Genomic DNA, 11,966 nt, shown 5'->3' with positions numbered 1-11,966 from the left:
CGAACCACCCAGATGGGACATGCGGAAATTTAGGTGTCGTTGCTAACAAATAAGTTCTCTATGCTAATCGTCGGCTTGATTGCGAATACCCTGATCACAATTGATCGAATCAACCCTTCGAATCGCCCGAATCGGCAGTGTCATTCACTGGCACGACACCGTCCGCAATCGGCCGGCTTCGACCGAGGCGACCGGAAGCGGTGGCCGTCCCCGGTCCGACCGGGCGCCACCCGACGGCACGCGCCAGGCCCTGCGGGGCCATCCCACTCGAGATGGACTCGTGCTCACCGATGACGTAGGTCTCGTGCCAGATCCCGACCGAGTCGGTGTCGGCGAGCTCCCGGTTGAACCACCGCCAGACGGGCAGATGCGGCGCGTCGGGGTCGGACGCGAACCGCCGGAGATCGTCGGCGCTGCGCCAGTACGACAACACCATGAGTGAGCCACCCACATAGAGACGGGCGTCGAGCATGCCCGCTTGCGGTCGTCGCCGGAGATGAATGAGCATCCTCGGCATCGCCGCCATCACCGACAACCACGCGCGCACCCGCCAGGGCCGGGTCACCCGCATCCCGATCAGGAACACGGCCGTGCCCGCAGGCGGGATGTCGTTGGTCATGCGGACGGCTCGGCGGGGTGGCATGGCGACTCCGTAGTTTGGTAACGCTGTTACAGAACGATGTTATGAAACGATGGTGGTCGTGGCAAGACCTCGATCGCACACCGATGACGTGCGGACACGACTCCTCGACGAAGCGGTCCGGGTGGTGGCCGCGCACGGGGTCGGTGCGCTGTCGGTGCGGGAGGTGGCTCGCGCTGCCGACACCTCCACCACCGGGGTCTACTCGCTGTTCGGGAACAAGGAGGGACTGTCGCGCGCGATCCTGGTCCGTGCCTTCGACTCGTTCGCGCGCGCGCAGCGGTCCGCGGTGGCGGCAGCCGAGGGCCCGATGACGCTGGAAGGCCTCGGGGTCGCCTACGTCGGATGGGCACTGGAGAATCCCAGGCTCTACGAGCTGATGTTCTCCGACGCGCTCGTGGGGGTCGAACGCACCGACGAGACCCGTGCGGCCGCGACGCGTGCGATCACCCCGCTGCGCGAGGGGGTGCAGGCGGCGATCGGAGCCGGGCTCCTCCGCGCCGCCGACACCGAGACCGAGACCGTCGTCGCATCGTTGTGGGCACAGGTGCACGGCATGGCGACGCTCCTGCTGTCCGGCAACTACCCGGCGGGCGCCGACCCGGTGGCCGCCGCGACCGCCGTCATCGACGGGTGGCGCACTGCACGCGCCTGACCGCGGCGGGACGAGAGGCGCACTAGGGTATCGGTATGGCAGGGCGCAGCATGGATTTCGACCCGATCGCCGAGGCACGGGAGAACTGGACCCAGGCGGGGTGGGGCGGGGTCGCCGACGGCATGGTGGCGGTGACCTCGGTGATGCGCGCGCACCAGATCCTGCTCGCGCGCGTCGAGGCCGCACTGCGTCCGTACGACCTCAGCTTCTCCCGCTTCGAACTCCTCCGCCTGCTGGCGTTCTCGCGGCACGGCTCACTGCCGATCACCAAGGCGAGCGACCGGCTCCAGGTCCATGTCACCAGCGTGACCCACGCGATCCGACGGCTCGAAGAGGGCGGCCTCGTCCGGCGCGTCCCGCATCCCACCGACGGACGCACCACGCTCGTCGAGATCACCGAGCTCGGGCAGAAGACGGTGGGCGAGGCCACGGAAACCCTCAACCGCGAGGTGTTCGGCGACGTCGGGATGTCCGACGACGAGATGACCGGTCTCGTCGGCGCGATCCAGTCGCTTCGCAAGCACAACGGGGACTTCTGAGTCGGCACCTGAAACGCGTATGACGTTGCACCCGCAAACCGGGCACAACGTCATACGGATTCCGGAGCCACCCGACGACGGAACCGCACGCCGACCGGCAGCGTCGAATCACCATGGACATTGCCGAACTGACCGCCCGCCGAGACGGCGTGTTCTCCACCCGCGAAGCCCGCGACTGCGGCGTCAGCTCCTCGACCATCCACCGCAAACTCGCCGCCGGCGACTGGAAAGCCGTCGCACGCGGGGTGTACCTCGTCGCCGGACACCCCCGCACAGCCCGAGCCCAAGCGCGCATCGCGGTCCTGTCGGTCCACACCGCAGCGGTACTCGGCGGCGCGGCCGCCGCCTGGTGGCTCGGCCTCCACGACGACGAACCACGAAAACACGTCGTGTACACGCCAACCCGCGGCACTGCCCGCCGCTCGTCAGCGACCGCACTCGTCGGATACCGCCCACTGCACGCCGAGGACATCACCATCCACCAAGGACTTCCGACGACGGCCGCCGCACTGACCGTCCTCGACGCCTCCCTCGACATCGGGATCAGCATCCTCGACTCAGCACTACTGACCACCCGCGTCACCCTCGACGCACTCCACGCCGCACACGACCGCTACCCGAACCGACACGGAGCACCACGAGTCGCCACCTATCTGCGACTCCTCGGCGACGGGGCACGATCAGAAGCCGAACGACTCACCACCGAACTGCTCACCACCGCCGGCATCACCGGCTGGATCGCGAACATGCCCACCCTCGGCCACGTCATCGACTTCGCCTTCCCCGACACGAAGATTGCAGTCGAGATCGACGGCTTCGCCTTCCACCGCGACGTCGCCACCTTCCAGCGCGACCGGACGAAACGCAACCTGCTCACCGCCAACGGCTGGACCGTCCTCAACTTCACCTGGACTGACCTCATCGAACGACCCGCCCAGGTCGCCACGGCCATCCACACCGCGCTCCACCGATCAGCCGCCTGAGACGCGTATGACGTTGCACCCGGAAACCGGGCACAACGTCATACGGGTCTCGTGCGGACGGCGAAGACCTAGTGCAGCGAGGTGATGATCGCGCTGAAGTCGAGGTCGGCGTGCTGTTCGGCGAAGCCGCGGTAAAGCTGTGCGGCATGAGTGCCCAGTGGTGCGCGCGACCCCGTGCTGGCGACGGCGTCCATCGCCAGACCGAGGTCCTTGTTCATCAGAGCGGTCGCGAAGCCCGGCTTGAAGTCGTTGTTCGCCGGCGACGTCGGGACCGGACCCGGGACCGGGCAGTTGGTCTGCACGGCCCAGCAGTTGCCGGTGGCGCCGGTGATCACGTCGTAGAGCGCCTGATCGTCGAGACCCAGCTTCTGCGCGAGGACGAACGCCTCGCCCACCGCGATCTGCTGGACGGCGAGGACCATGTTGTTGCAGACCTTGGCGGCCTGGCCGGCGCCCGCGGCACCGCAGTGGATGATCTTGCCCGCCATCGGATCCAGGGTTCCGCGTGCGGCGGCGAAGGCCTCGTCCTCACCGCCCACCATGAATGCCAGTGTGCCCGCGACGGCGCCCTTGACGCCGCCCGATACCGGCGCGTCGAGCTGCGCGAAGCCGTGCTCGGCAGCGCGCTGGTGGATCTCGCGGGCGTCGTCGACGGAGATCGTCGACGAGTCGATGAACAGCGCGCCGGTCGGCGTCGCCGGGAGGATGTCGTCGTACAGCTTCTTCACGATGGCGCCACTCGGCAACATCGTGATCACGACCTCGGCGGCGGACACCGCCTCGATCGCGGCCGGGAAGGTCTCGATGCCGTTGTCCTGTGCCGTCTTCACCGCTTCGGGTACCGGATCGAACCCGCGAACGGTGTGCCCGGCCTTCACCAGGTTGGCGGCCATCGGGCCGCCCATGTTGCCGAGGCCGAGGAAGGCGATCGTCGTCATTGTCTCTGCTTCCTACGAAAGTGGTTGTGTGGAGCGGGTTCAGCCCTTCGAGGCTCGTCGCACCTCAGGGGGCGAGGGAACGGTAGCTGGTCGCGATCGAACGGCCGAGCACGACGCGCATGATCTCGTTGGTCCCCTCCAGGATGCGGTGCACACGGAGGTCGCGGACGATTTTCTCGATTCCGTACTCGGTGAGATACCCGTATCCGCCGTGCAGCTGGAGCGCCTGGTCGGCGACCTCGTAGCACGTGTCGGTGACGAAGCGCTTCGCCATCGCACACTGCTCGACCTTGTCCGGCGCATCGTCGTCCAGTGCGGACGCCGCCTGCCACAGCATCAGTCGCGACGCCTGCAGCGACGTGGCCATGTCGGCGAGGGTGAACCGGATCGTCGGCTCGTCGATCAGCGCGTTCCCGAAGGCCCGACGACTGGCGACATAGGCGGCCGCCTTGTCGAAGGCCGCCTGTGCACCGCCCAGCGACGATGCCGCGATGTTGATGCGACCTCCGTTCAGGCCGTTCATCGCGATGCCGAAGCCGATGCCCTCGGTGGCGCCCAGGAGATTGGCCGCGGGCACGCGCACCTCGTCGAGGATGACCTGGGCGGTGGGTTGCGCATGCCAGCCCATCTTGTGCTCCTGCGCACCGAAACTCAGCCCGGGGGAGTTCTTCTCCACGAGGAACGTGGAGATCCCCTTCGGACCGGCCTCGCCCGTGCGGGCCATGATGACGTAGAGGTCCGACGACCCCGCACCCGAGATGAACTGCTTGACCCCGGTGAGCACGTACTCGTCGCCGGACCGCTCGGCACGGGTCGCGAGCGCGGCCGCGTCCGAGCCGGCACCCGGCTCGGTCAGGCAGTAGCTCGCAACCGTCTCCATGGTCGCCAGGCGCGGCACCCACGTCGAACGTTGTTCGTCGGTGCCGTACTTGTCGACCATCCACGTGCACATGTTGTGGATGGACAGGAACGACGCGACGGCCGGATCGGCGTAGGCCAGCTGCTCGAAGATGCGCACGCCGTCCAGACGGCGCAGGCCACTGCCGCCGGCATCCTCCGAACAGTAGATGGCGCCCATCCCGAGTTCCGACGCCTCGCGCAGCTCGTCGACCGGAAAGTGGTTCGACGCGTCCCACTCCAGCGCGAACGGCGCCAGCTTCTTCGCCGCGAAACCCGCTGCGGTCTCGACGATGACGCGTTCGTCACCGTCGAGCCGAGCGACCGCGGCGTCGGCGAAAGTGGTCAACGCCGATCAGTCCATCGTCGGGATGACGAACTCGGCGCCGTCCTTGATGCCGGACGGCCAGCGCGTCGTCACCGTCTTGGTCTTGGTGTAGAACTGGATCGACGCCGGGCCGTGCTGGTTGAGATCACCGAAGCCCGAACGCTTCCAGCCGCCGAAGGTGTAGTACGCCACCGGAACCGGGATCGGCACGTTCACGCCGACCATGCCGACGTCGACGCGAGCCGTGAAGTCGCGGGCGGCGTCGCCGTCCTGGGTGAAGATCGCGACACCGTTGCCGTACTGGTGGTCCGACGCCAGCGCGAGGGCCTCCTCGTAGTCGCCGGCACGCACGATCGACAGAACCGGACCGAAGATCTCCTCGGTGTAGATGGTCATGTCCTTGGTGACGTGGTCGAACAGGGTCGGGCCGATGAAGAAGCCCTTCGAGATGTCCTCGTCGCCGAAGGTCTGCTCGTTGTTGGCGCGCTCACGTCCGTCGATGACGACCTCGGCACCTTCCTCGGCGCCCTTGTCGATGAACCCGCGGACCCGCTCGAGGGCGGCGGCGGTGACCAGGGGCCCGTAATCGGCCTTGGGATCGAGGCTGTGCCCGACACGCAGCGCGTTCACCCGGTCGATCAGCTTGGCGCGCAACCGATCTGCGGTCTGCTCGCCGACCGGGACCGCGACACTGATCGCCATGCAGCGCTCACCGGCGCTGCCGTAGCCCGCACCGATCAGCGCGTCCACGACCTGGTCGAGGTTGGCGTCGGGCATGATGATCGCGTGGTTCTTGGCGCCACCGAAGCACTGTGAGCGCTTCCCGTGGGCGGCCGCCGTCGAGTAGATGTACTGCGCGATGTCGGAGCTGCCGACGAAGCCGAGGGCCTTGACGTCCGGGTGGGTCAGCAGCGCGTCGACCGCTTCCTTGTCGCCGTGCACGACCTGGAACACACCGTCGGGCAGGCCCGCCTCGGTGAACAGTTCGGCCAGCCGCACCGGCACGGACGGATCGCGCTCGCTGGGCTTGAGGATGAACGCGTTGCCGCACGCGAGGGCCGGGCCGGCCTTCCACAGCGGGATCATGGCCGGGAAGTTGAACGGCGTGATGCCCGCGACGACACCGAGCGGTTGACGGATGGAGTGCACGTCGATGCCGCCGCCGGCACCGGCCGTGAACTCGCCCTTGATGAGGTGCGGGATGCCGATCGCGAACTCGATCACCTCGACGCCGCGCTGGATGTCGCCGAGAGCGTCGGCGTGGGTCTTGCCGTGCTCGAGCGACAGCGTGGTCGCGAGCTCGTCGGCGTTCTTGTTGACCAGATCGACGAACCGCATCAGGACGCGGGCGCGGCGCTGCGGGTTCCAGGCGGCCCACTCCTTCTGCGCCTCCGAGGCGGTCGCGATCGCGGCGGCGACGTCGTCGGTCGACGCCAGCGGGACCTGGGACTGCACGGCGCCCGTGCTCGGGTTGAAGACGTCGGCGAAACGTCCGCCCTCGGCGGGAACGCGCTTGCCGTTCAGGTAGTGCGGGATCGAGGGGACAGCAGGAGCGGACACGGAGATCACCTTCGACTTCGTTGGGGGTTATGGCCGGTGTCACCACATAGTAGGACATCCAAGTATTTCTTCCAACCCCCTGTTCACCAGCGATTTCGCACCGGCGAGCCGGTTAGGCTACCCTCGCTTTGCGAAAACGCCGACGTCGAGAGGAGTTCACATGTCGGTTGTCATCCTCTACGGAACCGAAACCGGGAACGGCGAGCTCGTCGCGGACGCCATCGCCGACACGCTGGCCGCCGATCACGATCCCTCGATCTACGACATGAGCGAGTTCGCGGTCGAGGATCTCGACCCCGAGGACTTCCTCGTCATCGTCTGCTCGACCTACGGCGAAGGCGAACTCCCGACCGGCGCCGAGCCCTTCGCCGAGGAACTCGAGAGCGTCGACCCCGACCTCACCGGTGTGCGGTTCGCGGTGTTCGGGCTCGGGGATTCGATCTACGACACGTTCAACCGCGGCGGCGAGATCGTCGCCGAGATGCTCACCAAGCGCGGCGCGGTCCAGGTGGGCGAACACGCCCGCCACGACAACTCGTCGGCGATCAAGCCGGCGAAGCAGGCCGCCGAGTGGGCCGAAGGAATCTCGCAGGAGATCTGAGAACCCGGACGTCGTCGCGGTCGGTGGTCAGGCCACCGGCCGCGACGTCGTCGTCTCCGACTCCCCCGCCGCGGCGTCTTTCGCTGCGACCCCGTCGGCTGCGGTCTCCTCGACAGCGGCGGCCTCTTCCGCGGCGACCGCCTGTTCGTACCCGCGCACTGCCGACAGCTTGGCGAGTTCACACACCGCACGCACCATGATCGCGAGCACGATCCCGAGGAACAGCGCCGTCGGCACCGACACCTGCAGGTTCTCGCCGAGCAACAACACGCCGAGAACCATGGCGACGGCAGGCTCGGCCACCGTCATCGAGGGGAACGACGTCTGCAGGTCGCCCGCGCCGAATCCCATCTGCTGGGCGAGGATCGCGCCGATCACCACGAGCACGAAGAGATAGATCTCGGGGTGGACGAAGGTACGCCAGAAATGATGGGTGACCTGGTAGATCACCGTCTTGACCAGCAGTGCCGACACCCCGAAGAGAACGCCGGCGACCAGTCCGTAGAACAGCGCCTTGTAGTGCGGGCTCGAGCGGTGCGCCAAGACCACCAACGCCACCACGACACCGATGACCGCCCCCACCGTGCCCCAGAGCAACAATGCGTCGGGTCGCCGCATCGACGGTTCGGGTCGCGCCACGATGAGGAACGTGACGACACACGCGACGAGCACCCCGCCCCACGCCCATTCGATGCGGGCCGGGTGCCGATGGTCGGCCCAGGCCTCCAGCGGCAGGGCGAACAGCACCGCCAGCACGACCAGCGGTTGCACGAGCAGGATCGAGCCCAACCCGAGCGCAGACGCCTGCAAACCGAAGCCGCACAGCGCAATCGCCGCACCCGCCCACCAACCCGGGGTGATGGCACCGTTCACCCGGGAGGCGCGCTGACGCAACACGGTGCCCGCCGCGATCATCAACGCGGCCAGCACCGCGAGGAGAGCGGGTACCCAGGTGTGCACGATCCCCAGGGTAACGGCGGCTGCCGGTGCTCGCGGTGGCGACCGGAGTCGCCCGAACCGAGATCGACGGTGTCGGAACACCCACCACCTGCTCGGACAACGTAGATTCGAACCCATGCGTTATCGGTCAGATCTGGAACGACTGGCCACCCTCGACGCCGCCGCGATCGAGGTGGCCTGCACCGACTGCACTTCGGTGGGCGAATTCATCGCCTGCGCCGTCGACGAGTATCTGGAGTTCGACGTCGCCGCCGAGGAGGCCGAGGCCCGCGGCGACGACGAGCATGCGGCCTTCCTCCGGCAGGAGGCGGCGGCGTGGCGCGCCACCGTGCGGGTGCTGCGGATGATGGTCGCCGAGTCCGGGCCCGGCAACCGGGTCAGCGACCGACGGCACGGCGCCGCATGAGCGAGGCCCGCACGCTCATCCTGATGCGGCACGGCAAGTCGGGCTACCCGCCCGCGACGCCCGATCACGACCGTCCGCTGGCCGAACGCGGCGACCGGCAGGCCGCTCTGGCCGGACGATGGATGGCCGACGAGGGCCTGCGGGTCGACGCGGTGCTGTGCTCCACGTCGACGCGAACGCGTCAGACCCTCGCCCGGACCGGCATCGACGCGCCGGTGACCTACGTCGAGGACATCTACGGCGGCGCACCCGAGGAGATCCTCGAGTCCATCCGCATCTACGCGCCCGCCGACGCGCAGACGATCCTCGTCGTCGGGCACGAGCCGGGGATGCCCGCGACCGCGCTGACGCTCGACCCGGACGGTCACATCGAACGGTTTCCCACCTCGGCCTACGCGGTCGTCGGCGTGACCCACCCGTGGGGCCGCCTCGGCCTGTCCCCCGACCCGGGGGCCCACCTCGTGGGTGTGCGAATCCCGCGCGAGGACTGACCGATGGCGCACACTGGGGTCATGCGTGAGATCCAGCGAACCATCATCGACGCCCTCGCGGTGAAGCCCTCGATCGAACCCGCCGACGAGGTGGAACGCCGGGTGCGCTTCCTCGCCGACTACCTCGACGCGACCGGCGCCAAGGGATATGTCCTCGGCATCTCCGGCGGGGTGGACTCCACCCTGGCCGGACGGCTGGCACAGCTGGCCGCCGACCGCGTCCGTGCCGGTGGCGGTGAGGCCGTCTTCGTGGGGGTCCGCCTCCCCTACCGGGTGCAGCACGACGAGGACGACGCGGCTGCCGCGCTCGATTTCGTCGCCGCCGACGAGGTGGTCACCGTCAATGTGGCCCCCGGCGTCGACGCCCTCACCGCGGAGATCGAACAGGCGACCGGCAACCGACTCACCGATTTCACCAAGGGCAATGCAAAGGCCCGGCACCGGATGGTCGCGCAGTACGCGCTCGCCGGCGACCGCGGATTGCTGGTCATCGGGTCCGACCACGCGTCGGAGAACGTCACCGGTTTCTTCACCAAACACGGCGACGGTGCCGCCGATGTCCTCCCCCTCTCCGGACTGAACAAGCGGCAGGGTCGTGCGTTGCTGCGCCACCTCGGTGCGCCGCAGCAACTGTGGGAGAAGGTCCCGACCGCCGACCTGCTGGACGACAAGGCGGGGCAGACCGACGAGGACGAACTCGGCCTGCGCTACGACGACATCGACGACTACCTCGAGGGACGCGAGATCCCGGTCGAGGCCGCGGAGAAGATCGAGGCCGCGTGGCATCGTAACCGGCACAAGCGGACGACTCCGGTGGAGGTCGACGACACCTGGTGGCGGTCCTAGGAACACCTGCCCGCCGAGGCGCGTCCGGGCCCGCCCGCGATTAGGGTGTCGGAGTGTCTGTCTACGCAAACGGATTCGCCCGGGTCGCCGGTGCCGTTCCCGTCCTGACGATCGCCGAACCCGCGGTCAACGCCACGCGCACCATCGCACTCGCGCGACGGGCCGCCGACGACGGCGCCTGCCTGGTCGTCTTCCCCGAACTGGGGCTGTGCGGTTACAGCGTCGACGACCTCTTCCATCAGGATGCTCTCCTCGACGGGTGCCGCGCCGCACTCGACGAGATCGTGGCCGCCAGCGCCGGACTGACGCCGGTCCTCTGCGTCGGGCTGCCGATGCTCGTCGGCGACGGCCTGTACAACTGCGCCGCCGTCATCCACGACGGTGCCGTCCTGGGGGTGGTCCCGAAGTCCTACCTGCCGAACTACCGCGAGTTCTACGAGCAGCGCTTCTTCGCCGCGGCACGCGACGCGATCCCCACGACCGTGTCGATCGGCGGCGACGAGGTCCCGTTCGGCGCCGATCTCGTCTTCGAGGCACGCGACCTCCCCGGTTTCGCACTGTTCGTCGAGATCTGCGAAGACGGGTGGGTGGCGATCCCACCGAGCACGTGGGCGGCTCTCGGCGGCGCGACGGTGCTGGCCAACCTGTCGGGCAGCCCGGTCACCATCGGCAAAGAGGGCTACCGCACCAACCTGTGCACGGGGCACTCCGCACGCACCATCTCCGCCCACGTGTACGTCGCCGCGGGCTTCGGCGAATCGACGACCGACCTGGCCTGGGACGGTGACGCCCTCATCACCGAGAACGGCTCGCTCCTCGCCCGGAGCGAACAGTTCGCGACGACCGACCAGATCATCTCCGCCGACATCGATCTCGACCGGTTGCGGCAGGAACGGATGCGCATGATCAGCCTGCGCGACCAGGTCGGCGACCACTCCGAACGGTTGAAGTCGTTGCGCCGCATCGGCTTCGACTTCGGCGAGTTGGCCGGCGACGATGACGTGGTCCGGCGGGTGATTCCCCGGTTCCCCTATGTGCCGGCGGATTCCGCCGACCGAGACGAACGCTGTGCCGAGGTCCGTTCCATTCAGGTGCAGGGTCTCGCCCAGAGACTGCGATCGACCGGACTGGAGAAGATCGTCATCGGCGTCTCCGGCGGGCTGGACTCGACGCTCGCGCTCCTCGTCGCGGTCGACACGTTCGACCGACTGGGGCTGCCGCGCACCAACATCCTCGGTTACACGATGCCCGGTTTCGCGACCGGCGGCCCGACGCTGCGACGGGCCCACGCGCTCATGGACTCCCTCGGCGTGAGCGGCACCGAGATCGACATCCGGCCGTCGTGTGAGCAGATGCTCGCCGACCTCGACCATCCGTACGCCCGCGGCGAGAAGGTCTACGACGTCACGTTCGAGAACGTGCAGGCGGGCGAACGGACCTCGCACCTGTTCCGCCTGGCGAACTCCAACGGCGCCATCGTGCTCGGCACCGGCGACCTGTCCGAACTCGCGCTCGGTTGGTGCACCTACGGTGTCGGCGACCAGATGTCCCACTACAACGTCAACGGCTCGGTGCCGAAAACGCTCATCCAGCACCTGATCCGGTGGATGATCACCAGCGGACACCATTCGTCGGAGACCACCGAGACCTTGATCGAGATCCTCGACGACGTCATCTCCCCCGAGTTGGTGCCGCCCGGTGACGACGGCCGGATCCAGAGCACCGAGGACACCGTCGGCCCCTACGAACTGCACGACTTCTTCCTCTACCACCTGACGCGCTTCGGCTATCGGCCGACCAAGATCGCCTACCTCGCCCGGCAGGCGTGGGGCGACCGCACCCGCGGTCCGTGGTCGGATCTGCTGACCGAGGACAAACGCAACGAATACGATGCGGCGACCATCGAGCACTGGCTGACAGTGTTCCTGAAGCGGTTCATGGGCAACCAGTTCAAGCGCTCGGCGATGCCCAACGGTCCGAAGATCGGATCGGGCGGGTCCCTGTCCCCGCGTGGCGATTGGCGGTCACCGTCGGATGCGTCGGCGCGGGTCTGGCTCGACCAGTTGGCCGGGGGCATGTCCGGGGAATGACGTTGCGGCGGAGTGGTTTCGACACGTCTCCT

The 11,966-nt window shown here is 68.0% G+C and carries 13 protein-coding genes; 8 read left to right on the top strand and 5 right to left on the bottom strand.

Going from position 1 to position 11,966, the window contains the following annotated elements; all coding sequences use genetic code 11:
• Window positions 1–109: 109 nt before the first annotated feature.
• On the bottom strand, window positions 110–643 hold the full coding sequence (locus MHN80_RS21315; RefSeq protein WP_064571019.1) for a DUF4188 domain-containing protein: 534 nt from the start codon (window positions 641–643) through the stop codon (window positions 110–112).
• A 49-nt stretch (window positions 644–692) separates the two neighbouring features.
• Between MHN80_RS21315 and MHN80_RS21310 the strand changes: the two genes are divergently transcribed.
• The 3 genes from MHN80_RS21310 (at window position 693) to MHN80_RS21300 (ending at window position 2,817) form a co-directional block, all read left to right on the top strand.
• Complete coding sequence (locus MHN80_RS21310; RefSeq protein ID WP_239403555.1) at window positions 693–1,295, top strand: TetR/AcrR family transcriptional regulator; 603 nt, start codon at window positions 693–695, stop codon at window positions 1,293–1,295.
• A 35-nt stretch (window positions 1,296–1,330) separates the two neighbouring features.
• Window positions 1,331–1,834 carry a MarR family winged helix-turn-helix transcriptional regulator gene (locus MHN80_RS21305; RefSeq protein ID WP_004022492.1) on the top strand — a complete coding sequence of 168 codons (504 nt, stop codon included), beginning with the start codon at window positions 1,331–1,333 and terminating at the stop codon, window positions 1,832–1,834.
• Between the two features lie 113 nt (window positions 1,835–1,947).
• Entirely contained in the window at window positions 1,948–2,817 is an 870-nt protein-coding gene (locus MHN80_RS21300; RefSeq protein WP_239403554.1) for a type IV toxin-antitoxin system AbiEi family antitoxin domain-containing protein, read from the top strand.
• A gap of 68 nt (window positions 2,818–2,885) precedes the next feature.
• On the opposite strand, the gene mmsB is transcribed toward MHN80_RS21300, so the two are convergent.
• From mmsB to MHN80_RS21285, 3 genes are all read right to left on the bottom strand, one after another.
• Window positions 2,886–3,755 (bottom strand): 3-hydroxyisobutyrate dehydrogenase, encoded by an 870-nt coding sequence (gene mmsB / locus MHN80_RS21295; RefSeq protein ID WP_064571021.1) that lies wholly within the window; start codon window positions 3,753–3,755, stop codon window positions 2,886–2,888.
• A 64-nt stretch (window positions 3,756–3,819) separates the two neighbouring features.
• The gene (locus tag MHN80_RS21290) at window positions 3,820–5,001 is read right to left on the bottom strand and encodes an acyl-CoA dehydrogenase family protein (RefSeq protein ID WP_239403547.1); all 1,182 of its coding nucleotides are present in this window, start codon (window positions 4,999–5,001) and stop codon (window positions 3,820–3,822) included.
• Window positions 5,002–5,007: 6 nt separating this feature from the next.
• The gene (locus MHN80_RS21285; protein WP_033206343.1) at window positions 5,008–6,540 is read right to left on the bottom strand and encodes a CoA-acylating methylmalonate-semialdehyde dehydrogenase; all 1,533 of its coding nucleotides are present in this window, start codon (window positions 6,538–6,540) and stop codon (window positions 5,008–5,010) included.
• A 160-nt stretch (window positions 6,541–6,700) separates the two neighbouring features.
• Between MHN80_RS21285 and MHN80_RS21280 the strand changes: the two genes are divergently transcribed.
• On the top strand, window positions 6,701–7,141 hold the full coding sequence (locus MHN80_RS21280; protein WP_004022497.1) for a flavodoxin domain-containing protein: 441 nt from the start codon (window positions 6,701–6,703) through the stop codon (window positions 7,139–7,141).
• A gap of 27 nt (window positions 7,142–7,168) precedes the next feature.
• Here the strand turns inward: MHN80_RS21280 and MHN80_RS21275 are convergent, their stop codons facing one another.
• On the bottom strand, window positions 7,169–8,101 hold the full coding sequence (locus MHN80_RS21275) for a DMT family transporter (protein ID WP_101822830.1): 933 nt from the start codon (window positions 8,099–8,101) through the stop codon (window positions 7,169–7,171).
• A 115-nt stretch (window positions 8,102–8,216) separates the two neighbouring features.
• Between MHN80_RS21275 and MHN80_RS21270 the strand changes: the two genes are divergently transcribed.
• Genes MHN80_RS21270 through MHN80_RS21255 form a run of 4 tightly spaced genes read left to right on the top strand, consistent with a single transcriptional unit; the run spans window position 8,217 to window position 11,934 of the window.
• Window positions 8,217–8,507: a hypothetical protein gene (locus MHN80_RS21270; protein WP_004022499.1), complete on the top strand. Its 291-nt coding sequence runs from the start codon at window positions 8,217–8,219 to the stop codon at window positions 8,505–8,507.
• Window positions 8,504–8,998 carry a histidine phosphatase family protein gene (locus tag MHN80_RS21265; protein WP_239403543.1) on the top strand — a complete coding sequence of 165 codons (495 nt, stop codon included), beginning with the start codon at window positions 8,504–8,506 and terminating at the stop codon, window positions 8,996–8,998. The genes MHN80_RS21270 and MHN80_RS21265 overlap by 4 nt, the downstream gene beginning before the upstream one ends.
• 21 nt (window positions 8,999–9,019) lie before the next feature.
• Window positions 9,020–9,844, top strand: a complete 825-nt coding sequence (nadE, locus tag MHN80_RS21260; protein WP_033206327.1) for an ammonia-dependent NAD(+) synthetase — start codon at window positions 9,020–9,022, stop codon at window positions 9,842–9,844.
• Window positions 9,845–9,897: 53 nt separating this feature from the next.
• A complete protein-coding gene (locus MHN80_RS21255) occupies window positions 9,898–11,934 on the top strand; it encodes an NAD(+) synthase (RefSeq protein WP_239403541.1) in 2,037 nt (678 codons plus the stop codon).
• Window positions 11,935–11,966 lie beyond the last annotated feature (32 nt).

The sequence above is a fragment of the Gordonia sp. McavH-238-E genome, from assembly GCF_022348225.1.
Taxonomy (GTDB): Bacteria; Actinomycetota; Actinomycetes; order Mycobacteriales; family Mycobacteriaceae; genus Gordonia; species Gordonia terrae.
Note: the sequence above shows the minus strand (reverse complement) of the source record. Positions and strands in the feature narration are given on the sequence as shown.